We start from the raw sequence: 22,865 nt of genomic DNA on the forward strand, positions 1-22,865 counted from the left end.
AAACAGAAGGTCGTCTCGCTCCCGTGTGGGTTCAGGAGCGGTCAGCGAGCTCCGCGATGTGCGCCTGGATGCGCTGGGCATCGGCGTTACGGTGCTGGGCTGAGTAGAGCTCAAGCGCCTGTTGCCAGATGTGGCGGGCTTCGCCTGGATCGTAGACGGCAAGAGCACTTCCGAGGTGGTCGAGTGCGTCTGCCTGGCCGGTGATGTCACCGATGTCGGAATACAGGGCGATGGCCCGACGGAAGTGCCCAGCCGCAGTGCGGGGCTCGCCTGTGTGGTGATCGATGTAACCCAGGCTGAGGAGAGTCCTTGCCTCGCCGCTGCGGTCGTTGCTGGAGCGGCACCTGTTCAGGGCCTGGGCACAGTGACTGCGGGCCTCGTCGACGTGGCCCAGTTTTGCCATGTACCAGCCGACTTCGTTGAGGGCATGGGAGCCGCTGAGCGGGACGCCGAGTGCATCGTAAAGCTCAAGCGCCTGCTCGGAATGCCGAAGTGCCTGCTGATTGTCGCCCTGCTCTTCATACGCTTTGGCGACGGCCCGGTGAGTGTGCGCCTGCCCTAGAAGGTCGCCATCCTCTTCTGCTCCGGCGAGCGCGACTTTGTGGTGGGACAGTGCTTCCTCGTGGCGACCCAGCTGTGCGCATGCACGCCCGAGATGGCGATGCGAGCGCGTACGGGTGGGGGGATCGTTGAGGTGTTTTGACGCGTCTGCGCCGGCCCGCCAAGCGATCAGGTTGTCATGGAGGTGCCCTTGTCGAAGCTGGAACGTGGTGAGAGTCCAGGCCAACTGCCAGACTCGGGCATGCCATTGTCTCTCGGCCGCCATGTGTTGGATCGCCATCAAGTTGGCGCGTTCGGCGCTGAACCACTCCCATGCGGCCCCGGCATCGGCGAGGGGTTGCGGCTGACACCCATCTGATTGTTCACCCAGTTCAATTGCTGCGTGATGCGGCGCGATGAGTACGTCTGCATCGTGCGCGGTGCGGGCGCAGAACTCGGTCAGACGTTGCAGGGCCCGAGTGCATTCCTCCTGCGGGTGATCTGCCCGCGCTCGCTGCGCCGCGTAGAGCCGAACGAGGTCATGCATGCGGTAGCGACCGGATGCATGTTGCTGCACCAGGGAGACGCGCACCAACTCCCGCAGAATCTTTCGTACTCCCGTAACCGACAAGCCAGTAAGGCTAGCGGCGGCATGGACACTGAGGTCAGAGCCAGGAGCCAGCCCCACCAACCGAAAAACGGCGGCTTGCTCTGCGCTGAGGGCCGCGTACGACCACGAGAGAACGGCCTCCAACTGCGTAGCCGATGAGCCTGCGTCCAGCGCTTCTAGCCGTGTGGCGGCATCACGGAGCTCCTCCGCGAATTCGGCGAGCGGGACGTGGGGCTGGAGGCGTGCATGGCTGGCGACGATGCTCAGTGCGAGTGGTAGCCCCGCGCAGTACTCGACCAACTCCGTTACGGCAGCGGGTTCAGCGGACAGCCGGTCCTGGCCCAGGTGGCGGCTCAACAGAGCCAGTGCATCGGACCCACCGAGTGCGTCGACGGGGAGCATGTGCGCGCCGTGTGTCGCTGACAGGCCCGCCATCTGATCGCGACTTGTCACCAGAACTGTGCACGTCGCGCTGCCCGGGAGAAGCTGGGCCACCTGGTCACTGTCCCGGGCGTTGTCCAGCACCATCAGTATCCGGCGCTGCGCTACAAGACTTCGGAACAGGGCAAGTTGGGCACTGGGATCTGCTGGGATCTCCTTCTGGTCCGCGACGAGGGCATCGAGGAAGCCGCGCACCGCATCGGGCGGAGCCACCGGTTTGTCGCTGGGGTCGAAGCCTCGCAGATTGACGAAGAGCTGCCCGTCCGGAAACCGATCGAGATGCCGGTGAGCCCAGTGCAGTGCTAGCCACGTCTTCCCTATGCCACCGCTCCCGCCGATAGCAGAGATCACCACAGGCGAGTTCTCTTGCACGCTCGTTTCCAGGGCTTTGTTGAGAGACGCTAGTTCAACCTCGCGCCCGATGAAAGCGCGGGGCGCTGGAGGCAGCTGTCGAGGAATCACTGAGCCCGGACTGGCCGTGTGGATGTGAACGCCGCCATGAAGCTCCCTGGCCTGCACCACGGGGCCGTTGACCGTGCCGCTGACAGAGTTGTGCAACTCGGCTGCATCTGTCGGGCTATCCGGCGCGTCTCGTGGTAGCTCCCTCATAACGACGAGTGTGCCACTCGGGGCGGAGGGCTTAGACCCGTGCAGTTGGGCACGAATCCGTCGGCACCAGATACGTACTCGATGGGGCAATAGGCCACGCTTGACGTTCGCTTGAATACGAGGTCCGCGGTCTGCCGCTCGTTCGAGCTGCGGCGCTGGGGCGCCGGTCTCGACCGGCGGCAGACCGCATGATTCATCAGCGCTCAGTTGCTGAGGACTGTGGCGTCTCTACAGAACCTTGCCGAGCGAGCGAATCGCCTCTCGCCCAGACCTGGGCTCTGTGGGCAACGGCCGTCCCAGTATCAGCTTGAGGCAGGCTCGCAGAAGCCCCGTACACCGTTGGCAAGGACGGGCCGAGCCGGTGTACGGGGCGTTTTCGGAGGTGGTCACCCTGGGGGAGCTTCCGGCGGCGTACCGCTGTGCGGATCAGTGGCGGTGCGAGCCATTTCGACGGAAAGGCCGGCCGTCAGGGCGCGTGTTAGCAATTCAGCTGCTTCCGGGCGTACTTCGCCGAGGCAGACGATCCCGTCACCCCGGACATTCACGTCCGCCCGTAGGCCCGGCAAATCGGTTTCCAGGCCCAGAACTCGAAGAGCTTCAGCCAACGCGTCAGCTCCACGTCGACCTTCCATCCAACCGCGTACGTAGGGGACGTCGGATTGAAGGTCCTCGGCGCTCGGGGCGCACACGTCTCGCCTGCCTGTCATTCCGTTCACCTCGTTCACCGCTCGCATCGTTCCTACGGCCCTCAGTGGTGCGCACGTCGCTTGGGCACTCCAGAGCCAGCCGAAGCAGCTCTGCGAGACTTTCTGCGGTCTGGGGCGCGATGCGGCCAAGCTCGATCATTCCGTGTCCGAAGGCGTTCAAGTCGGCGCGCAGGTAGGGGAAGTCGCGTTCCATCCCGGCCGCAATGAGGACGTCGCGCAGTGCCGCCATCGCATGACGCGCGGCGTACCACTCACTGCTGTCCAGCGGTGACCAGTTCGCGTCGTCCGGGAAGCTCTGCTCAGAGTTCATGAGCTGCCTCCGGCGACACGGCCTCCAGTTGACCTGGCGGTTCACCGAGCGTCGCTTCAAGGTCTACGCGCTCACGCTCATACTGCTCGGCGCGGTCGACCAGCGCGGACGTAGCCACGAGCATCGCCGCAAGAGCCGCGACTCGCGCAGGCGTGGCTTCCGGGCGCCGTGTCGGAGCACGTAGCCAGGCGTATCGGTCGGCGCTGAGCGGCATTGGTCCGGGCGCGACGATCACCGAGCCTTCGTCCAGGTAGCGGTAGGAGAGGGCGTCGGTCGTCTCGTTCAACACCATGCGGGCGAAGCGCTCCCGCTGGCCGGACGGCAGAAAGAAGCCCGTTCGCCGCGCTGAGCGGTCCATCATTACGGGACCCATTGGCATGTTGTGGCGCGTCAGCTGCTCGAAGGTCTCCAGTCCGACCCGCTGAGCGACCGAAACCACGTCGAAGTAGCGGCCGGCCGACAGCGGGTACGGTGCACGCGGATCAGCGGCCCAGTGCTCACGGCAAACCTCCGGGTCGTCCGCGGAAGCGGACAGCCACTGGATGCCGCGCTTGCTCATCATCTGCACGTCGTCTCACCCCAGTTGGCGACGACGACCGGGTGGCCGTCGTGGGACCACCTTCCGGGGTACGCCCGTGAGCTGGGGAGATGACGAGAGGTGACGTGGGGTGACGCGCCCTGCAACAGCACGTCCCCTCGAGTCACTTCCAGGCTGAGTGGCCGGTTAGGAACAAGGGGAAGACACCGAAGCGTGAGGTCCTTACCGTCAGACGGAGAGCCATTGTAGGTAGAGGAACGGGGGAGGCGGTCATGATGAGTCAGGACCAGGCTGCCCGCTCTGCCGTGAACGAACTGCGCACCGCCCGAAAGCAATTGGGCTGGGGACAAGGGCGCCTCATCGCGGAGATGCGGCGTGCCGCCTCGCGCAAAGGCGACCAGCTACCGGGCGACGAGAGTGTGAAGCGCCGAATCGCGAGCTGGGAGAACGGGCACAGCGTGCCCGACGACTTCTACGGGCCTTTGGAATGCGAGGCGTTGGGGAAGTCGTCAGTCGAGTTGGGGCTTGGACATCTCCTCGCCCAAGACGCCCAGTTGTTGGACGTTCGCTATCCCCCGACCCCGGAGGACGCCTTCCGCTCGGTTGACCAGCTTTGGCGTGCTGATCTGCACGGGTATGAGCCGCTGCTCCTCTCGGAAGCGTCGCAGCCGGCTTGGAGCGAGGCTTCTCTCCGTTGGCTTGTCGCACCCGAGCCGTCCTTCCCGGTGTCATCCCCGAAAGGGACTCTGCGGGTCGGCCTCGCGGATGTGGACGCGGTCAAGTCCACCAGCGACATGTTCTCGGAGATGGACGACCGGTTCGGCGGAGATCACGGGCGGCAGGCAGTCATCCAGTACCTCAGCCGCGATGTGGCCCCTTTGCTCACAGGGCAGTACACGGAAGCGGTTGGCCGCGCGTTGTTCTCCACCGTCGCTGAGTCGACGTTGTTGGCCGCCTGGATGTCGTACGACACCTGCCACCACGGATTGGCCCAGCGGTACTTCCTCCAGGCGCTCAGGCTCGCGCAGGACGGAGACGACCGTCGACTTGCCGGGAGCATCCTTTCGGCGATGAGTCACCAGGCCACATTCATTGGCAACTTCACCGAAGCCGCAACACTCGCGCGTGCAGCCCGCATGGGCATCGCCGGGGTGGCGACGCCGACGCTGATGGCCCAGTTCTACGCCATGGAAGCCCGCGCCCTCGCGCGCTCAGGCGATGCCCGCGGGTGTGAAACGGCACTGGCCGAAGCAGCGAGGCTGCTGGAAAGCGTGAACAACGACGACGAACCGGAGTGGATCACCTACTTCGACCAGGCGGAACTCGCGGCCGAAGCGGCCCACTGTTTCCGAGACATCGGTAAGGCGCAGAAAGCGGTCAGCCAAGCCGAGAACGCCATGAGCGGTAGCCACGTGCGAAGCGACTTCTTCGCCACGATGGTTCTAGCGGATGCTCACCTGGCAGCCGGCGACGCCGAAGAGGCGTGCAACATCGCGTTGGACGCCCTCGACATGGGGACTCAGCTCAAGTCCAAGCGTTGCGCGGGCTACCTTGCCGAATTTCGGGAAAATCTGGCGCAGTTGGGCAATGCGGCGCCCGTACGGGACTTCTCCGGCCAGGCCGCGGAACACCGTCTGTGGCAGGACGCCCGCGAAGTGAAGCTCCCGTACTGAGACGAGCTCTCAGAAGGGTTGCCAGTCTCGACGGCTTCCGCCCGTGCGAATGTCGTGGACGCGACGCGCAAACTCCTCTGCCGAGCGCTCACTTGTACCGACCTGCTGACCGAGCCAGAGCGTCATCATGAGTTCGCGGAGGTCAGCCAGCACCGGGTAGCCGGGCCAGTTCATGATGTCGAAGCCGTAGTGATGTACGAAGGATTCGTACTCGCTCCGAGTGTGCCAACCGAAGCGGTCGTAGTAGAGCGCTGTGAGGATCAGGTCCCATTCACGTTGCGCGAGGCAGGCACCGTCCAAGTCGATGAGTAGCGCGCGCCCGTCCTGGTCCCGTAGCGCGTTGCCGACGTTGGCGTCTCCGTGAATCATCCCGAAGGGAAGCACGAAGTCCAGCTCGTCGTAGTCCTTGCGCAGCTTCTCGGCCCGCTCCTCCAAGAAGGTCCGGTCATCGTCGCCTACGCCGTCCAGCAAGCCCAGGCCGTGCCAGACCTTGGCGAAGGGATCGAAGTACGGCAGGCGCAGATCCTCCGGCTCCTCCAGCCAGTGCAACCAGCGGAGCAGGTCCCCGAGTTCGTCCAGACTCGCGTACTCCAGCGTGTCCTGAGCGTTCTCCCAATAGGTCACCACACGGTCGTTGATGAGTGCCGGCTGCTCGACCCCGGAGACGACGCGTGTGGCCGGGAAGCCCTCTCCCTCAAGCCAGCGCGCGACCCGCACGGCGTGCGTCATGCTCTCCATGCTGGCCGGGTCTCGGGCGATGCGCACGACGACCGGTGAACGGGCAAGGCGATAGACCGCATTAGACCCGAGCCGAAGAAGTTCCGCGCCTGAAGGGTCAAGCCCGACAGCTCCACAGGCTTCGCTGAGGACTGCCCCCGCCGACTCTTCGGTGAAGTCTGCTGTCACGCTGTATGCCCTTCCTTCGCGCCTCCGGTCGGCGAGCTCTGGCGAACCAGGACACGGCTTAGTCTGTCGAAGGCAGCGCGCGAGCGGTCATCAGACACCGGCACACCGATCCGACGCTCAAGCTCGGCCTTCACCACGGGGAAGTTCTTGTGCCAGTACTCGACCTGCCACCCGATCACTTCGTCCAGAAACGCCACAGGGCGGTTACCGACCTTCATGCCAGCAGTCATGCTGCGCCGTCCGGCTTCGATCCGTTCGAAGCACCACAGGAGGGCGAAGTAGGAGGTTCGTACGCGGGCCAGGTCGTCATCACCGATGCGCTTCGAGTCGTGAACCAAAGTGCCAAGAGCTTCCCGAGCCTGGGCCACTTCCCCGCCCGTCAGGTCGGCGTGCAGTTGGCACGCCAACGCGAAGTCGTCTCGCTGCCGTTGTGCCAGGTACACCCCTACAGCGGCGGAGAGCGCCAACACCGCAGCCACCGCGGAGACCGCAGCCCAATCCGTTCCATCCATACGCCACCCCCGGCCGACAGCTCGCGTACCGACCTTACGGGCGACCGATGGGCCTCGACAGGGCGCCCACGTCATAGGAGCGTAATGATCTTGCCTACGGGCGAGCTCAGGCGCGGCTACACCGCAGGTCAACCGCCATGCGCCCCTCACGGCTTCCCCGGCCTCCGGAGCCGTGTGCGCAGGTTCGAATCCTGCCGGGGGTACTTCCAGGACACGTACCCAAAAAGGCCCTCTGATCAGGCGTGACGTCGGATCAGGGGGTCTGCTGCTGTGTGCGGCCATGTGCCACTCAAAGCACCTCCAGGACCCTCGCTGTGGGCTGTTTGTGAGTTGGTGCATTTCGAGCGAAACAGACAAGGCGCTACACAACAGTGGCCCCGAGGTCGCAACCTCGAGGTCACGAGCGTGACGAGCCTCGCCCGTATTCGCGTAGAAGATTCTCAATTCGCTGGTTGGCCACTGTATGTCGACCGTGAAGACATCTGGCATCCCGGGCCAGGAGCACCTCAACGCTGTTGCCGGCGCGCGCCGCCACCTCGGTTAGGTCCGGACCAGCGTTCAGCCAGGTGGAGAGCGCCGGTGGGCGGAGGTCGTAGGGCTGATCGGCCAGCGGACTCTGGACAAGGTCGGGCGGGAGGCCGGACTCTCGCGCTTCCGACCACACATGTGAGTGGATCGACGATCCGACCACTCCGCCGCGTTCGTTGAAGAACAGCCGTCCGAGCTCGGACCGACTGGCTCGCCCGAGTCCTGCCCACAAACCCCGCGCCATGACTCCGTCTCCGCCAGACCAAGGTAATGAAGTGAGCCGAGCATCGATCTGTTCATCTCCCGTCGACACCCGAATCCCGTTTCGGGGGCTCCTCTTGGTACTCACCGGTGTCGAGGTGCCGGTGTCGCTCTCCTGGACCGCTCCGCCCCAGTCCGCATTCGACACCCGCACCCCGCACGTCATCGCCAACCAGGCGACCACCCCACCGAGATGCCGGCGCTGTTCGGACCGCAGGCCGAGGTCATGGAGGTCCCTCAGAGATGAGAGACCCACCTGTCAACAACATCCGTCAGGTTCCAGCCCTAGGGTTGGGTCATGAATCGTCTGCGCTGGACCGACTGGGTGCTCGCGGCGGGCATGTTCACCCTGCTCTCGGTGCAGATCCTGATCGTCGGCCCGGACACCGGCCAGACGTCTATGTGGCCGTGGGGCTGGACGCTGACCGCCGTCGCGTCCTGGGCGCTGCTGTTCCGCAGGCTCATGCCGCGGACGGTGCTGGCGGTCACCGCTGTGGCCGGGCTGCTGTACTACCCGCTGGGCTATCCGGACACCTTCCTGGGCTTCACTTTCATGATCGCGATGTACTCGGTCGCGCTCGAGGTCGGGCGGCTGACCGCCTTGTTGTCGGCGTTCGCGGTGGTGTTCGGGTTTGGGCTCGTGGGGCGGCTTCGGCACGCGGACCTGTCCGTCGACGGCAGCGAGATCGCGGGCACCTCGGGGGCGCTGCTGCTCGCGATCATCTTGGCCGAGGTGCGGCGCAATCATCGGGCCGCGGTCCAGCGGGCCGAGGCGGCGGAGCGGTCGCGTGAGGAGGAGGCCAGGCTGCGGGCCACCGAAGAGCGGCTGCGGATCGCCCGCGAGCTGCACGACGTGCTCGCCCATCAGATCTCGCTGATCAACGTGCAGGCCGGGGCCGCGCTCCACCGCCGGGATCCGGACCAAGCGTTCACCGCACTCGGCGACATCAAGCAGGCCAGCAAGGAGACGCTGCGGGAGCTGCGCGGCGTGCTGGGTGTGTTGCGGCAGGCCGACGAGGACGCGCCGGTGGGGCCCGTGCCGTCTCTCGAGGCCCTCCCCGACCTGATCGCGCAGACCAAGGCGGCGGGCATGGACGTGCGGCTGGAGGGCGCCTCCGATCAGCCGGTCGCGCCGCCGGTCGATTTGACCGCCTACCGGATCGTCCAGGAGGCGTTGACCAACGTGGTGCGGCATGCCGGGGCGTCCGAGGCGGTGGTGTCGCTCGGGCACGAGAGCGGACAGCTGATCGTTGAGATCGCCGACAACGGCTGTGCGGAGCCGGATCCGGAACGGATGCGTCTCGGGAACGGGTTGCGCGGCATGCGGGAGCGGGCCGCGACCGTCGGCGGCACCGTCGTCGCGGAACCGGGGCCTTCGGGATTCCGGGTGCGTGCCGAATTGCCTGTGGGAGGTTTGGGCTCGTGATCAGGGTGGTGCTGGCAGACGACCAGACGCTGGTGCGGGCCGGGTTCCGCTCGATGCTGGACGGCGAGGAGGACATCGAGGTCGTCGCCGAGGCCAAGGACGGCGCCGAGGCCGTGCGCCTGGCCGGCTCGACTCGTCCCGACGTGGTGCTGATGGACGTGCGCATGCCGGTGATGGACGGGCTGGACGCCACCCGGCAGATCATTGCCGACCCCCGGCTGAAGGACGTGAAGGTCGTGATCCTCACGACGTTCGACCTGGACGAGTACGTCTACGGGGCGATCAAGGGCGGGGCCAGCGGGTTCCTGGTGAAGGACACCGAGCCGGCCGAGCTGATCCACGCGGTGCGGGTGGCGGCGCGCGGCGACGCGCTGCTGGCGCCGACCGTCACCCGTCGGCTGATCGCCGAGTTCGCGTCACGGATCACCGCGCCGCCGCCCGCGCTGGAGCTGAACGCGCTCACCGAGCGGGAGCGGGAGGTCCTCGAACTGGTCGCGGCCGGGTTGTCCAACGACGACATCGCCGACCGCCTCGTGATCAGTCATGCCACCGCGAAGACCCATGTGAGCCGGGTGCTGACCAAGCTCGGCGCCCGCGACCGGGCCCAACTCGTCGTTCTCGCCTACGAGACCGGGCTGGTCAGACCGGGCTGGCTCGGCTGACGTACATCTCCGGATGTACGCCCTGATCTTCATGTACGCCAAAGTCGTATTCGGGGTGACAGCTTCCGCCTGATCCGGCCGGATGCACCCGGGGCCGAGCATGAGCGCATGGATGACCCCGTGTTCACCGCCCGGCTGCAGTTCGCGCTCACGGCCGGAGCCCATTTCCTCTTCGTGGCCCTGACCCTCGGCCTGGTCACCCTGGTCGTGCTGATGCAGCTGCGCGCCACCGTGACCGGCAGCGAAGTGCACGGGCGCATGGTGGCCTTCTGGGGTCGGCTCTATGTGATCAACTACGCGGTCGGCATCGTCACGGGCCTGGTGCTGGAGTTCCAGTTCGGGATGGTCTGGACGGGCCTCACGCGCGTCACCGGAGATGTCTTCGGAGTGCCGCTGGCCCTGGAGACGATCGGCGCGTTCTTCATCGAGTCGACCTTCCTCGGGCTCTGGATCTTCGGCTGGGACCGGTTCAACAAGTGGGTCCACCTGGCGATGATCACGGTGGTCGCGGCCACCGCCTACGCCTCGGCCTACTTCATCCTCGTGACCAACGGCTGGCTGAAGAAGCCGGTCGGGTTCGCGATGGTCGACGGGAAGGCGGTGCTCACCGACTTCGGCGCCATGCTCACCAACCCGGCGGCGGTTCTCGCGTTCTGGCACGTGTTCTTCGGGGCGCTGCTGACAGCCGGGTTCTTCGTGGCGGGAGTCAGCGCCTACCACCTGATGCGCCGGCACCCGGACGTCGAGTTCTTCCGCCGGTCGATCCGGATCGGGATGCTGACCGTGATCGTCTCGCTGATGCCGTCGGTGGTGTTCGGCGGGGTGCAGATGCCGTTCATGGAGCCGTCCGGTGTGGAGACCGATCCGCCGGCGCTCGCTCAGGTGGCGTTCGGCTTCATGGCGTTCGACTGGTTCGTGATGGCGTGGTTCGCCCTCGGGTTCATGGTGATCTTCTTCGTCAAGCCCTTGTTGCTGCGCGCCCGGGTGGTGCACTGGCTGATCATCGCGGCGGTCCCGCTGCCGTACTTCGCGATGATCCTGGGCTGGCTCACCCGGGAGCTCAACCGCCAGCCGTGGGCGGTGCTGGGGATCCTGCGGACCGAGGACGCCGTCGCGCCACTGACTCCCGGGGCCGCCCAGCTGTCCTTCGTCTGCTTCGTCTCGCTGTTCGCCGTGCTGACCGGTGTGAACTTCTGGCTGCTCGCCCGCCATGCCAGACGGGGACCCGAGGTCGTCCGGCTCGGCGCGGCGGGCGAGGCCGCCGCTCCCCTGCCCACCCCGACGTTCTGAGGTCCGCCGTCATGGAAATTGTCGCGACCGCGCTGCTGGCGGTCTTCACGACCGGATACCTGGTGCTGGCCGGGGCCGACATCGGGGTCGGCATGCTGCTGCCGTGGCTGGGCCGGAGCGCCCCTGAACGCAGGACGGTGATAGCCGCTTTCGCGCCGTTCTTCCTGGGGAACGAGGTCTGGCTCGTCGCGGTCGCCGGGATTTTGGCGGGGGCGTTCCCCGGTATGGAGCACGAGTTGCTCTACGCGCACCGGCAACTGTTCTTGCTGCTGTTGCTCGGCTGGGTCGTCCGCGACGCCGGATTGTGGTGGCGGGGGCGCTTCGACGCGGCGTGGTGGCGTGCCGGCTGCGACACGATGGTCGTCGCGGGAAGCTGGGCGCTCGCGCTCGCGCTGGGCGGGGTGCTGGGCAGCCTGCTCGCCGGATCGGCGCCGTACGGGCTGCCGATCGTGGCGGTGTTCGCGTTGCACGGATCGGGGTTCGCGCGGCTGCGGCTCCCCAGCTCGCTGCGGCACCGTGCCGTCGGCAGCTATCCGTTGACGGCCGTCGCGCTGGCCGGGCTGGCGCTGGCCGCGGGGGCGCGGCTGGACCTCGGGCATGCGGTGGCCGGGCCGTCCTCGCTCAAGATCGTGACCGTGTTCGTGCTGGTCATGTTGCCGCTGATGCTCGGTGCGCAGGCCCTGAGCTGGTGGACGTTCCGGGCTCGGGTGAAGGGGCCGGGGTATCTGTGAAGGCGACCGAGCGGCGGCTTCTCACGCTCGTCCCGCGGTCCCGGCTGGGGGCGCTGGTCGGACTCGCCGCGGCCCAGGCCGGGCTGATCCTGGTGCAAGCCGAGCTGCTGTCCCGGGCGATCGCGCACCTGGACGCCGGGCCGTTGCCCTGGCTGGCGGCTGTGGCCTTGTTGCGCGGCGCGACGGCCTATGGAGTCCAGGCTCTCGGGGCGCGGACGGCGACCTCGGTGAAGACGGGGCTGCGGCTCGCGCTGCTCCGCCGCGGAAATGAGCAGATCACGCTGGTGACGCGCGGGCTGGAGGCGCTGGACGCGTTCTTCACCGGCTGTCTGCCGCAGTTGTTCGCGGCCGCGGTCGTCCCGCTGCTGGTGCTTGCTCGACTCGCGGTCGCGGACTGGCGCTCCGCCCTGGCCGTCGCGCTGACGCTTCCGCTGATCCCGGTGTTCGGTGCGCTTGTGGGCATGCGCACCGCCGAGCTGACCGAACGGCAGTGGGCCGTGCTGAACAAGCTCGGCGGGCATTTCCACGACGTGATCGTGGGCCTGCCGACGCTGCGCGCTCATGCCCGGACCGAGCACCAGAGCTCGGTGATCGCCGAGCTGGCGGGCGAGCACCGGAAGGCGGCCGTGCGGGCGCTGCGAATCGCATTCCTGTCGTCGCTGGTCCTCGAGCTGGTCGCCGCTCTCTCGGTGGCGCTGGTGGCGGTTCCGGTGGGCTTGCTGCTGCTCGACGGTTCGCTCCTGCTCTCCACCGGCCTGCTCATCCTCCTGCTCACTCCCGAGGCGTTCCTCCCGCTGCGTGCGCTGGGCACGAGATTCCACGCCAGCGCCGAGGGGATCGCCGCCGCCGATCAGGCTTTCGCGGCGCTGGACGCGCCCGTGCCCGGTCACACGTCCGGTTCGACCGTTCTGCCGGTGCCGGCCCACGGGCCACACGTCGTCTTCGACCAGGTGTCGTTCCGCTACCCCGGCGCCACCGCGCCCGCCGTCCGTGACTTCACCCTGGAGATCCTCCCCAGCGAACGGGTGGCGCTCACCGGCCCGAGCGGTGCGGGCAAGTCCACCCTCCTCCGCCTGCTCCTCGGATTCCTCACCCCGACCGAAGGACGGATCCTCCTCGACGGCACAGACCTGCGTGACCTGGACCTCGCCGAGTGGCGACGGTCCGTCGCGTGGGTCCCGCAAGACCCCCACCTGTTCGCCACGTCGATCGCCGACAACATCAGGCTCGGCTCCCCGGATGCGACCGACGACCAGATCCACTCCGCCGCCCGCGCGGCCGAGGCCCACACCTTCATCTCAGCGCTGCCAGACGGTTACTCGACCGCCCTCACCGACCGCGGCCAGGGCCTCTCCGCAGGACAACGCCAACGCATAGCGCTTGCCCGCGCCCATCTCAAGGACGTCCCCGTCCTGCTCCTGGACGAGCCCACCGCGCGCCTGGACCTCGCCGGAGAGGCAGCCCTCCTCACAGCGACAGACAGCCTCATCACCGGCCGAACCGCCCTGGTGATCGCCCACCGCCCGGCCCTCCTGGCCTTCGCCGACCGCGTCATCACCCTGTCCCCCACCTCGGAGCTCATGGAGTCCACCCGATGACCAGGCCGGTGATGCGAGTGCTGCGCCCGCACATGGGCCGCCTCCTTGTGGCCGGGCTGGCCGGAGAGGCGGCGGAGGTGTGCGGGATCGGACTGGCCGCGGCGGCGGCCTGGATGATCGCCCGAGCGGCGGAGCAGCCGCCGCTCGCCGCGATCGGGCTGGCGGTCGTCGCCGTGCGCGCGTGCGCGATCTTCAAGGGAGTCTTCCGTTACGGGGAGCGGCTCGCCGGTCATGACGCCGCGTTGAGAGTCCTGGCCGATCTGCGGACAAAGGTGTTCGACGCCGTCGCTGAGCGAAGGGAAACGATCCGGGACGGGGACGTGCTGACCCGCATGGTCTCCGACGTCGACGGGGTGCAGGATCTGCTCCTGCGCTGTGCACTGCCCGCGCTCGCCGCGCCCGCAACCGGCGCGGCGGCCCTCGGCCTGGTGACCGCGGTGCATCCACCGGCGGGCGCCGTGCTGGCGACGGGCCTGACCGTCGCCGGCCTGCTGGTGCCCGGCGCCGTGTACCTCACGAGCAGAAGGACCGGGGCACTCATCGCCGAGGCACGCACGAAGCTCACACTCGCCGGCCTGGACGTGCTCGAGGGTGCCGAGGACCTGGCCGCGTTCGGCGCCACCGCTCGAGCCATGGGCACGGCCGCCGAAGCAGCGGAGCGCCTGGCCCGCCTCGAACGCCGCGCCGCAGCGATCACCGGCACAGCCACGGCGGTCGGCATCATCGTCCAAGCGGCAACCGCTCTCGCCATGCTCCTCGCCGCCCGCGCCGAGGGCACTGTGACCACAGCGATGCTGAGCCTGACAGCCCTGGTCGCCGTAGAGACCGCGCTGCCACTGACCGCTGCGGCACACCATCTCTCCGCAGCGTCCCCCGCCGCACGCCGAGTCGCGGCGCTTCTCGCCCCTCCACCCCCACGCCGCCCTGCCGAGACCCCGCAGGACGACGCGTTCCCCGGCCGGGCGGACGGTCGGCTGGCGATGCCGTCGGGGCCGCTCGGCATCGCGCTCCTCGGGGTGCGTGCCGACTACGGGGGCCGGCCGGCGCTGTGCGGTGTCGACCTGCACATCGAACGCGGGCGTCGGGTGGCTGTGGTGGGTGCCAGCGGAGCGGGAAAAAGCTCGTTGCTGGCGGCGCTCTGCGGTGAGCTGCCGATCTCGGGTGCGCTCACCCTCGCCGGAGCCGACTGGGGGCGCTATGACCCGGTGGATGTGCGCCGTGCCGTCCGGGGTCTCACCCAGGACGCGCACATCTTCACCGCAACGATCCGCGCCAACCTGCTGCTGGCCCGCCCCGACGCCACGGACGCGGACCTGGAGGCCGCCGCACGCCGCGCCCACCTCCTTGCCTTCGTCGACTCCCTCCCGTCCCGTTGGGATACCGAGATCAGCCCGACCACGCTCTCCGGCGGCCAGCGTCAGCGCATCCTGCTGGCCCGTGCGTTCCTGGCAGACCCGCAGATCCTGCTCCTCGACGAACCCACCGAGGGACTCGACGCCCAGACGGCAGACGCCATCACCAGCGACCTCCTGACCTCCCCGACAGGGGGAACCCTCGTCCTTGTCACCCACCGCCTCACCGTCCTCGACGATGCCGACGAGATCCTCGTCATGGACTCCGGCCGCATCGTCCAACGCGGCCCCCACACCCACCTGTCCGCAGCCCCCGGCCCGTACCGCGACCTCCTCGAAGCCGAACAGCTCACGACCCGTCACCTGGAACTCGCGCCCTCGACGTCACCGGCGACAGCCTCCAACTCCCGCGCTCCTCGCCGCCGGTGTCCATGACCCCGGCGGGACGAGGCAGGGCCGATTGCCTACCGACGGAAGCCCCCGTCTCCAGAGCGGAGTGATCGCTGCCCAGGAAGCGGTAGCTGACCAGTCGCCAGGAACCGCACCCCCGACATGGTCTCCAGGTCTGCCCCGACCAGCTGATGCAACTCCTGCTCGTGCATCGCAAGTCGGGACGAGACCTCCGCCACGCCGCCATTCACCGTGAACAGCTTCAAGTTCGACACCCTCTCCCGGCATCGCCGCGAACGGGCGTATTCGCCACACTCGAACCAGGTCGGCGCACTGTCGCTGACCTGCGACGGTGCTTCAGAACGCCCATGTGCCCCCTGAGCGTTGAAGGGGTGACGCCTCATGTACCGGCAACTCCAGCGCCAAGGCTTGAAGGCCCCCCGCTGCGGACCTGCCGCGTGTTGCCGGTCCAGACGGCGGTGACGTGGACGCAAGCAGTCAACCCGTCAGGCCATGAGCAGAAGACCCCGGCCAGACCGCGGGCCGTGCTCCGTTGGACCATGCCCTCCGAACCGTGTGCGCAGGTTCGAATCCTGCCGGGGGTACTCCTTCTGAAGTGCCGAAACGCCCTGTGACCAGCCTGGATGCTGGAAGCAGGGCGTTGTTGCGTGTGGGCCGTCCCTTGAACAGGCGAGGTCCCGTACCCGCTCGTTGTGAGCGGGTACGGGACCTGGGTGTTCACAGCCGGTGGGCTACTGCAGGTCAGTCCCGAGCAGCGTTCCTCCGGCGCAGCCACCACACCTGGGCGCTACCGGCAGCCACGATTGCCGCGGCGATCCCGACGATCAGGCCGATCGGGGTGTTGGAGCCGGTACCGGCGAGGTCACTGTCCTGCTCCTTCGCCAGCTGGGTCGACTCGTCCGATTCCTCGACCGGGTTGTCCCGATTCACGGCCTCCGGGGTGGAGTTACCCAACGCCTTGTCCGACGACTTGGAGTCGTCCGACTTCGAGTCCGACGCGGAGGACTGCTTGTCCTGGTTCGCATCCGACGACGTGGAGTCGTCCGACTTCGAACCAGAGTCCGCCTTGGAGCCCGAGTCCGAATTCGAAGCCGAGCCGGAGTCCGCATTCGAGCCGGAGTCGGGCTTCGAGTCGGACGGGGTCGAGTCATCCGGCTCGGAGCCAGAGTCAGGCTTCGACTCGTCCGGCTTCGAGCCCGAGTCACCGTTCGAGTCGGACGGCTTCGAGTCCGGCTTGTCCTTGTCCGAGTCCGACGGCTTGGAGTCGTCCGGCTTCGAGCCCGAGTCCGGCTTCGAGTCTGTTCCCTCGTCGCCGCCCGTGTCCTCGGACTCGCCCGGGCACTCCTTGTTCTCGTTGATGCAGTCCACGGCCTCTTCCATCAGCTTCTTGGGCATGACGTTGATGAAGTCGCTGTGGTCCGTGATGGCCTTGTGCAGCTGCTCCGGGAAGGAGTCCACCGCGAACGGCGTGTCCGTGTTGAGCAGGTTCTGCTGCGGGATGTCGTACTTGATCGTCTGCTGCACCTGCGGGATGTTCTGGAATCCCTCGGGGCAGTTGCCCTGGTCGTCCGAGAACTTCATGTGGTCGCGGTGGTTGCCGCTGTCCGTGTTCTGACCGTCCCAGCAGTTCTGGAACTTGAACGTACGGATCATCTTCTTGCCCTCGGGGCAGAGCGGGTACTTGTCCTTCAGCTGACGGTCCTCGAAGCCCTCGCAGCTCCACGATGCGTTGGCGTTCTCGTCGCCGTTGGTGAAGGACTTGGCGTCACCGGTGATGATGCGCAGGAAACGAGGCATCTCGATGACCTGGTCGGCACCGCCGGAGGTCAGCTTGATCGTGGGATCGGGAGTAAGGATGGTGCCGACGTTGAGGTCGTTGGCACCGCCGTCACCGGGCTGGGCCTCGGCACCTTGGCCGCCGCCGACCTGGTCTTCCTCGCCTTCACCCTGACCCTGGTCCTGGCCCTGGTCCTGACCCTCAGCCGGGGGCTCCTCCTCGGCCGGAGGCTGCTCCTGGCCCTGGTCCTCCTCCTCGGCGGGAGGCTGCTCCTGACCCTCGTCCTGGCCCTGACCCTGATCTTCAGCCGGGGGCTGCTCCTCGGCCGGAGGCTGCTCCTGACCCTGGTCCTCCTCCTCGGCCGGAGGCTGCTCCTGACCCTGGTCCTGGCCCTGGTCCTGGCCGGCGTCATCTCCGGTGCGCTGGCCCTGGGGCTGTGCCTGCCCCTGGTTGCTTTGCTCCTTCGAGATGTCGCCTTCCTGGACGGCGCCCCGCTGGTCCTCGTTGCCGTCCAGTGAACGGATCACGGGCCAGTAGTGGGTCGACTGGTCACCCTTGGCGCACGTGGTGTTGGCAGCGGCGAGGGACTCGTCGCTGGACGCCTGGTTGGTGTCCTCGTTGCCCACGTAGTCGTGCACGTGGTGGGCACCGTTCAGAACGCCTGGAGCGGCGATGACGTTGTCCGAGTTGAAGTGCTCGTTCTCGTTGTTGCCGCACTTCGTCTCGAAGCTGCCGCCCGGGTCCTCTTCCTTGGAGGCGTTGGGCTGGACGTCTTCGATGTTGACGAAGTCGGAGGCGACCGGGCCCTGGACCTGCTGGCCGTCTTCGGCCCCGCCCTCCTGGCCCTCCTGGGTGGCCTGATCCTGCATCATCTGGCACTGAGCCATGGACTCCACGTCACCGGGGGCCTGACCGCCGGCGTTCTGGATGTCCTCACCCATGCTGCGGATGGTCTCCGCGCGCTGCTGCTTCAACTGGCCGAGGGCCTCTTGGGAGCTCTGCTCCTGGGAGTTCCACTGGCCGTACGCCTGCGCAACCTGCTGGTCCAGAGTGGCAAGCTTCTGACCCACGGGCTCCTTGGCGCCCTTGGGTATCTGGCCCAGTGCAAGGCTCACATCAGGACAGTCGATCGTGCTCGCGGCGGGACCGGAGTTCTCCGACCCCGCGAAGGCGCTCACACCGATCGCCGCTGCGCCGCCACCCCCAACCACCAGCGCTGCGACGACAGCTATCGTTCTGTTCGCCTTGCGCGAGCGTCTGTGGCCTTTTCTTCCCATATTGACTTCACTCCACTCATTTCGCGTCATTCAGCGCCTCGAATTTCACGAGCCCGGTCTCCTCCAGGGCTGTGAGATGATCAAGGGAAATGGTGTTGGCCCTGGTCGTTGCGAATGACAACACCATTGAATTGCGGGTCTGATCGCGTACAAGGCCTAGACCTACGAGGCCTAAAGACGGCGCTGAGCCTAGCGCAGGCGGTCCGCGAGGATGGCGTTCTCGTGCTTATGAAACAAGTTTGTCGTGGGTGCGGATGCTCCCGTCCGGCCGTCATCCATTCTTCTGAGTGCACCACCGAGTGGATTGAATGGCGTCGCAGTGGATTTGCGCCGAATTGCTGAGAGATTCCCACGACGTGACGTTCTGGCCCTCCCCGGTGGCGGCGTTGTCCCAGGTCAGCACGCGGGAGCAGGAAAAGCCCCCGAGATTGATCTCGGTAGGCTCCTCATGCCGCGGCAACCTTGCGGATCGGCAACTGGGTTCGCAGGCTTTGCCCGGGGCGTACCTGGCGCGCGTGCGCGGCCTTGGGCGCAGGGCGACTGCAAGTCACCAGGAGTGCCGATCATGATCCTTCCGAAGGTCCGGGACCCTCGCTTCGTGACGATCCGCCGCGGTGGGACCCTCACCGATCCGGATCACCACCTCCTCGCTCTCTGGGCGGCATCCTGCGCGGAGCACGTCCTCGACCTCTTCGAGTCGGCTCGGCCGGAGGACCCTCGGCCGCGTCGAGCGATCGAGCATGCCCACGCCTGGGTGCGCGGCGAGGTCAAGATGATGGAGGCTCGTGCGGCGGGCGGCCATGCGATGGGTGCGGCCAGAGACCTGCGCGGGGCGGCACGGCATGCCGCATACGCCGCCGGCCAGGCCGCGGTGGTCGCGCACGTCGCCGCGCACGAGCTCGGTGCGGCCGCCTATGCGATCAAGGCCGCGCGTGCTGCCGCACCGGAAGGCGAGGAGGAGGCCGCAGGGAGACGCGAGTGCCAGTGGCAGCGCGACCAGCTCCCCGAGGCCATCCGCGAACTCGTCCTTGACGACCAGCGGTTGCGGAACGACATCTGCTGGTCGGTGTTCGACTGCTGAGCGCGCGTCGCGACGCCGGCCTCCGGGCGGGCGGCGAGGAACAGCAACCTGCCTTGAACTGGGCGGAGTTGACGAACCCGTCGGTGTACTCTCTCCGGCCATGACGTCTCCAGTACGCAGCGCCGGGTCTGTCGCCTGCATCGTTCTCGCAACGCTCAGCATGCTCGCGGCGCTGATCACGGCCATTGTCGCTCTGACCGCGACCTCCCATGTGTCGGACAAGCTGGAGCCCACCGTCGCGCAGGGCTACTACAAGAGCGTCACCGAATACGAGCCCTTCGAGGACTCCGCCTGCCCTTACCAGTCCGGGGAGGAACCGCCCGACCAGGACTTCTGGAACTGCATCCAGAAGGACTCCGTGGCGTGGTCCGCTCAGGTCGCGGCGCGGCAGGCGGACGTCCAGGCGAAGGGCAACTTGGCCATCATCTTCGGCTTGTTCGGGCTGACCTTCGCGGTCTGCGCCGTGGCACTGAACCCGCGCTGGAGGTCCGCGGCACAAACGGCTGCCCCGTCGAAGGACGTGCCCCATCCCGGCGCCGGTGAGGCCGGGGTGCCGGCCCAGTCACGGCCCTCGGCCGGTGAGCAGCGGCCCGGGACGCCTGGTGACCAGCGGCCCGAGCCGCCCGCGCCGCCCCTCTGACCGGTCAACGACGCGCCGCAACTCCGTTGCAACCACGCCTGCTTCACTGCACGCCTAGGACAGGATCTCGACGTACCCGCTTGTTCCGTTCACGCGGATCCGCTGCCCGTCACGGATCAGGCGGGTGGCGTTCTCCACCCCCACCACGGCCGGCAGGCCGTACTCCCGGGCGATCACCGCGCCATGCGTCATCTGGCCACCCACCTCCGTCACCAGGCCTTTGATCGCGACGAACAGGGGTGACCAGCTGGGGTCCGTGTAGGCGGTGACCAGGATGTCGTCCGCCTGGAGATCGGCCTCGGCCATGTCCAGGATGACGCGGGCCCGCCCCTCGACGCTCCCGCTGGAGACCGGCAGGCCGGCGAGCGCGCCGGGCGGCACGTCTTCCCGTCGGTACGTCCCGGCGATGGCCTCGCCGTCCGACGTGAGCACACGGGGCGGCGTGAGGGCCCGGTACGCCCTGAACGCCTCCTTGCGTTCCCGGATGAGTTCGTCGTCCACCTGTCCCGTGCGTACGACGTCGTGGAGTTCCTGGAACCTGAGGAAGTAGATGTCCTCCCGCTCACGGAGCAGTCCGGCCCGCACGAGACGCCCGGCCTCTTCCAGCAGAGCCTGCTTGTAGACGAAGTAGCGGCTGACCATGCCGTACTTCGGGTACTCCCGGTACCCGGCGAAGGTGCGGAGGCGGTCGATCATCCGCTTGGTTTCTTCGGCCTTCTGCTCTCCGTCCGGCAGGGACCGCAGGCGCTCCAGCAGCTCCCGTTCCTTCTGCTCGGCCTCCTGGTGTCCTTGTTCGAAGCGTCGCTCGCCGGCCCCCGGTTCGAAGTTCTCGATGTTGCTCAGAATCATCGGCACGAGTGTGGTGGGGAGTTCACTCCAACGCGGCCTCGTGATGTCGATCTCGCCGACGCAGCGCATGCCGTACTTGTCGAGGTAGTCCCGAATCGCGCCTGCCGCCTCCCTGCCGCCCGCAAGGCCGGCCAGGCGGTCGAGGAAGCCCTCGTCCTCGACGTCCTGCAGAAAGGCGACCACTTCCGGATGCGGGCGGATCACATCTGCGACGTCCAGGAGTGCGAGCCCCATCTCCGAGGTGACGTTGTGGGGAGCGGACTGCGTGAGCGTGTCGGCGGCGTTCTCTTCGCCCAGCCACGTGTTCAGCTGTTCGTTGAGCCACCAGGCCGCGTCCATCCCCGCCATGATCACCGGAAGGCTCTCCGGATCGAACAGGAGCCGCCTCAGCTCCTGAAGGTCCTCCAGGATGAAGTCGAACAGCTCCGGTCCGGACTTCGTCCGGATGTCACGCCTGACGGCGGCAACGGACTCCTGGGTGCGCGCGATCAGCCCGGCGACGATGGCGGGGTCGGTCTCGATCGAGGCCGGCGCGCCGCCGGAAAACGCGTGGCCGGCACTCTTTTCCGGGAGCGACGGTACGAAGTCGCCGCGGTCGAGGACGGTTTGGAGCGCGTCCCTGACCAGGGGGTCGGACTTCCCGGACATCTCGAGGAGTTGGTCGCGGCTCGCCGGCGATCCCAGGCCCTGGGTGACGTCGACGAACAGCCTCCCGCCCGCCTCCGCCATGGGCCGCGGGGTTGTCAACTGCCAGAAGGAGAGGCCCAGGGGCTTCATCGGGTCGGTCATCATCTGCTGATGACCGACTGAGATGTAGACGTGGTTGTCCCGGTCCTCCGTCACCGGGATGGGGAACAGCGTCGTGATCGGCCGGCTCTGGACGATATGGAAGTCGCCGTCGACCAGGCACCATTCGATGTCCTGGGGGCGGCCGAAGTGGGCCTCGATCCGTCGGCCCAGCTCCGCGAGCCGCACGACCTGCACATCGGTCAGCGCCGGCTGCTGCTGCAACTCGGGCTCGATCGCCCGTTGTTGCGTCCCGCCTTGTGGCAACCCGTGAATGGCCAGTTGCTTCTTGGCGACCGCCTTCTCGACGACCTCGCCTTCCCGGACCTTGTAGACATCCGCGTTCACCAGACCGGAGACGAGGGCCTCGCCGAGGCCGAAGCCGGCTTCGACGGTGGCGACCTTCCGGTTCGACGTGACGGGGTCCGCCGTGAACAGGATGCCGGCAGCTTCCGAGGAGACCATCTGCTGCACCACCACGGCCATGTGGACCTTGCGATGGTCGAAGCCGTTGCGCAGGCGGTAGGTCACGGCTCGCTCGGTGAAGAGCGAGGCCCAGCACCGGTTGACGTGCTCGAGGATCGCCGCCCGCCCGACGACGTTCAGGTACGTGTCCTGCTGGCCCGCGAAGGAGGCCGTCGGCAAGTCCTCAGCTGTCGCGCTGGATCGGACGGCGTAGGCGGCCTCCTCGTCGAGCCCGGCGAGCGGGCATGTGATCGCTGCCGCCAGATCGTCAGGGATGACGATCCCTTCGATGCTGCTGCGGATCTCCGCACTCAGCGCGCGGATCGCGTCCCTGTCTTCCGGGTTCACCCGGGAGAGATGGACGAGTTGACCATCGATCGACGGCGCCTCTGCCATGACCCGCCGGAACGCGTCGGTCGTCACGCAGTAGCCGGCCGGGACGTGGATCCCCTCGACCCGTGAGAGCTCCCCCAGGTGCGCGCCCTTGCCTCCGGCCAACGCGACCTGCGTCCGGTCGATCTCCTGGAGACCGAGCACGTAGCAGTCGGTCGCGAAAGACCCAGCCGCATTGCTGTCGGTATCAAGCATTCGCCGATTCCCCCATGTGTCTGTTTTGGCTGCGACCGGAGGATTCTGCAGTACGACCCGGGTCTTGCCGCAATCCCCCCTGTCTGTTATAAATTGAGCATGGCAGGGAGTGAACGATTCCTTGCCATTGTTGTTTTCTCGCCCCTGGACGGGCGATTCCCCGCGGAGCGGCACGAGCGCTGGTCTCGACCGAGGAGTGAGCGCGCGAATTACCCGCACCGTGGCCATGAGCGCGCCGGAACGCGGACAGGAGGGCCGGGGATCCGGCCCTCCTGCTCGAACTGCGTGGGGACGTGG

General features: G+C 67.4%; 15 protein-coding genes and 1 tRNA gene. 10 read left to right on the plus strand and 6 right to left on the minus strand.

All coding sequences use genetic code 11. The annotated features are described in order from the left end of the window. Nucleotides 1-31 precede the first annotated feature (31 nt). Together G4Z16_RS09320 and G4Z16_RS09325 are read right to left on the minus strand one after the other, a co-directional pair. Nucleotides 32-2,200, minus strand: coding sequence for an ATP-binding protein (locus tag G4Z16_RS09320; RefSeq protein WP_281393677.1), 2,169 nt, complete (start codon nucleotides 2,198-2,200; stop codon nucleotides 32-34). 1,006 nt (nucleotides 2,201-3,206) lie between these two features. After that, a complete protein-coding gene (locus tag G4Z16_RS09325; protein WP_246530754.1) occupies nucleotides 3,207-3,776 on the minus strand; it encodes a bifunctional DNA primase/polymerase in 570 nt (189 codons plus the stop codon). 251 nt (nucleotides 3,777-4,027) lie between these two features. Between G4Z16_RS09325 and G4Z16_RS09330 the strand changes: the two genes are divergently transcribed. Further along, nucleotides 4,028-5,428 carry an NsdA family TPR-like regulatory protein gene (locus tag G4Z16_RS09330; RefSeq protein ID WP_484600478.1) on the plus strand — a complete coding sequence of 467 codons (1,401 nt, stop codon included), beginning with the start codon at nucleotides 4,028-4,030 and terminating at the stop codon, nucleotides 5,426-5,428. 9 nt (nucleotides 5,429-5,437) lie between these two features. Here the strand turns inward: G4Z16_RS09330 and G4Z16_RS09335 are convergent, their stop codons facing one another. Together G4Z16_RS09335 and G4Z16_RS09340 are read right to left on the minus strand one after the other, a co-directional pair. Beyond that, complete coding sequence (locus G4Z16_RS09335; RefSeq protein ID WP_197350393.1) at nucleotides 5,438-6,334, minus strand: aminoglycoside phosphotransferase family protein; 897 nt, start codon at nucleotides 6,332-6,334, stop codon at nucleotides 5,438-5,440. Further along, nucleotides 6,331-6,846: a hypothetical protein gene (locus tag G4Z16_RS09340; protein ID WP_197350394.1), complete on the minus strand. Its 516-nt coding sequence runs from the start codon at nucleotides 6,844-6,846 to the stop codon at nucleotides 6,331-6,333. The genes G4Z16_RS09335 and G4Z16_RS09340 overlap by 4 nt, the downstream gene beginning before the upstream one ends. 141 nt (nucleotides 6,847-6,987) lie before the next feature. On the opposite strand from G4Z16_RS09340, the gene G4Z16_RS09345 reads away from it, so the two are divergent. The 7 genes from G4Z16_RS09345 (at nucleotide 6,988) to cydC (ending at nucleotide 15,129) form a co-directional block, all read left to right on the plus strand. After that, a tRNA-Ser gene (locus tag G4Z16_RS09345) sits at nucleotides 6,988-7,049 on the plus strand. 884 nt (nucleotides 7,050-7,933) lie between these two features. After that, nucleotides 7,934-9,061, plus strand: a complete 1,128-nt coding sequence (locus G4Z16_RS09350) for a sensor histidine kinase (RefSeq protein ID WP_197350395.1) — start codon at nucleotides 7,934-7,936, stop codon at nucleotides 9,059-9,061. Beyond that, on the plus strand, nucleotides 9,058-9,723 hold the full coding sequence (locus G4Z16_RS09355) for a response regulator (protein ID WP_197350396.1): 666 nt from the start codon (nucleotides 9,058-9,060) through the stop codon (nucleotides 9,721-9,723). Before G4Z16_RS09350 ends, G4Z16_RS09355 begins: the two co-directional genes overlap by 4 nt. A gap of 108 nt (nucleotides 9,724-9,831) precedes the next feature. Beyond that, nucleotides 9,832-11,013 carry a cytochrome ubiquinol oxidase subunit I gene (locus G4Z16_RS09360; RefSeq protein ID WP_197350397.1) on the plus strand — a complete coding sequence of 394 codons (1,182 nt, stop codon included), beginning with the start codon at nucleotides 9,832-9,834 and terminating at the stop codon, nucleotides 11,011-11,013. 11 nt (nucleotides 11,014-11,024) lie between these two features. After that, nucleotides 11,025-11,744 (plus strand): cytochrome d ubiquinol oxidase subunit II, encoded by a 720-nt coding sequence (locus G4Z16_RS09365; protein ID WP_197350398.1) that lies wholly within the window; start codon nucleotides 11,025-11,027, stop codon nucleotides 11,742-11,744. Further along, nucleotides 11,741-13,342, plus strand: a complete 1,602-nt coding sequence (cydD, locus tag G4Z16_RS09370; protein WP_197350399.1) for a thiol reductant ABC exporter subunit CydD — start codon at nucleotides 11,741-11,743, stop codon at nucleotides 13,340-13,342. The genes G4Z16_RS09365 and cydD overlap by 4 nt, the downstream gene beginning before the upstream one ends. Beyond that, a complete protein-coding gene (gene cydC, locus G4Z16_RS09375; RefSeq protein ID WP_197350400.1) occupies nucleotides 13,339-15,129 on the plus strand; it encodes a thiol reductant ABC exporter subunit CydC in 1,791 nt (596 codons plus the stop codon). Before cydD ends, cydC begins: the two co-directional genes overlap by 4 nt. 717 nt (nucleotides 15,130-15,846) lie before the next feature. Here the strand turns inward: cydC and G4Z16_RS09380 are convergent. Continuing rightward, the gene (locus tag G4Z16_RS09380) at nucleotides 15,847-17,997 is read right to left on the minus strand and encodes a DUF1996 domain-containing protein (RefSeq protein ID WP_246530755.1); all 2,151 of its coding nucleotides are present in this window, start codon (nucleotides 17,995-17,997) and stop codon (nucleotides 15,847-15,849) included. A gap of 727 nt (nucleotides 17,998-18,724) precedes the next feature. Here G4Z16_RS09380 and G4Z16_RS09385 point away from each other — a divergent pair. Together G4Z16_RS09385 and G4Z16_RS09390 are read left to right on the plus strand one after the other, a co-directional pair. Further along, nucleotides 18,725-19,240 carry a putative immunity protein gene (locus tag G4Z16_RS09385; protein WP_197350401.1) on the plus strand — a complete coding sequence of 172 codons (516 nt, stop codon included), beginning with the start codon at nucleotides 18,725-18,727 and terminating at the stop codon, nucleotides 19,238-19,240. 100 nt (nucleotides 19,241-19,340) lie between these two features. Continuing rightward, nucleotides 19,341-19,880, plus strand: a complete 540-nt coding sequence (locus tag G4Z16_RS09390; RefSeq protein WP_197350402.1) for a hypothetical protein — start codon at nucleotides 19,341-19,343, stop codon at nucleotides 19,878-19,880. A 54-nt stretch (nucleotides 19,881-19,934) separates the two neighbouring features. Here the strand turns inward: G4Z16_RS09390 and rph are convergent, their stop codons facing one another. Then, nucleotides 19,935-22,568, minus strand: a complete 2,634-nt coding sequence (gene rph, locus G4Z16_RS09395; RefSeq protein ID WP_197354276.1) for a rifamycin-inactivating phosphotransferase — start codon at nucleotides 22,566-22,568, stop codon at nucleotides 19,935-19,937. Nucleotides 22,569-22,865: the final 297 nt, after the last annotated feature.

It is taken from the genome of Streptomyces bathyalis, assembly GCF_015910445.1.
In the GTDB taxonomy this organism is placed as follows: Bacteria; Actinomycetota; Actinomycetes; order Streptomycetales; family Streptomycetaceae; genus Streptomyces; species Streptomyces bathyalis.

Excerpts from the sequence above, each read along its gene's own strand:
- G4Z16_RS09325 (WP_246530754.1), bottom strand. The coding sequence starts at position 3,776 with ATGAGCAAGCGCGGCATCCAGTGGCTGTCCGCTTCCGCGGACGACCCG.
- G4Z16_RS09365 (WP_197350398.1), top strand. The coding sequence starts at position 11,025 with ATGGAAATTGTCGCGACCGCGCTGCTGGCGGTCTTCACGACCGGATAC.
- rph (WP_197354276.1), bottom strand. The coding sequence starts at position 22,568 with ATGCTTGATACCGACAGCAATGCGGCTGGGTCTTTCGCGACCGACTGC.
- G4Z16_RS09320 (WP_281393677.1), bottom strand. The coding sequence starts at position 2,200 with ATGAGGGAGCTACCACGAGACGCGCCGGATAGCCCGACAGATGCAGCC.
- cydC (WP_197350400.1), top strand. The coding sequence starts at position 13,339 with ATGACCAGGCCGGTGATGCGAGTGCTGCGCCCGCACATGGGCCGCCTC.
- G4Z16_RS09350 (WP_197350395.1), top strand. The coding sequence starts at position 7,934 with ATGAATCGTCTGCGCTGGACCGACTGGGTGCTCGCGGCGGGCATGTTC.
- G4Z16_RS09390 (WP_197350402.1), top strand. The coding sequence starts at position 19,341 with ATGACGTCTCCAGTACGCAGCGCCGGGTCTGTCGCCTGCATCGTTCTC.
- G4Z16_RS09360 (WP_197350397.1), top strand. The coding sequence starts at position 9,832 with ATGGATGACCCCGTGTTCACCGCCCGGCTGCAGTTCGCGCTCACGGCC.
- G4Z16_RS09330 (WP_484600478.1), top strand. The coding sequence starts at position 4,028 with ATGATGAGTCAGGACCAGGCTGCCCGCTCTGCCGTGAACGAACTGCGC.
- G4Z16_RS09385 (WP_197350401.1), top strand. The coding sequence starts at position 18,725 with ATGATCCTTCCGAAGGTCCGGGACCCTCGCTTCGTGACGATCCGCCGC.
- G4Z16_RS09340 (WP_197350394.1), bottom strand. The coding sequence starts at position 6,846 with ATGGATGGAACGGATTGGGCTGCGGTCTCCGCGGTGGCTGCGGTGTTG.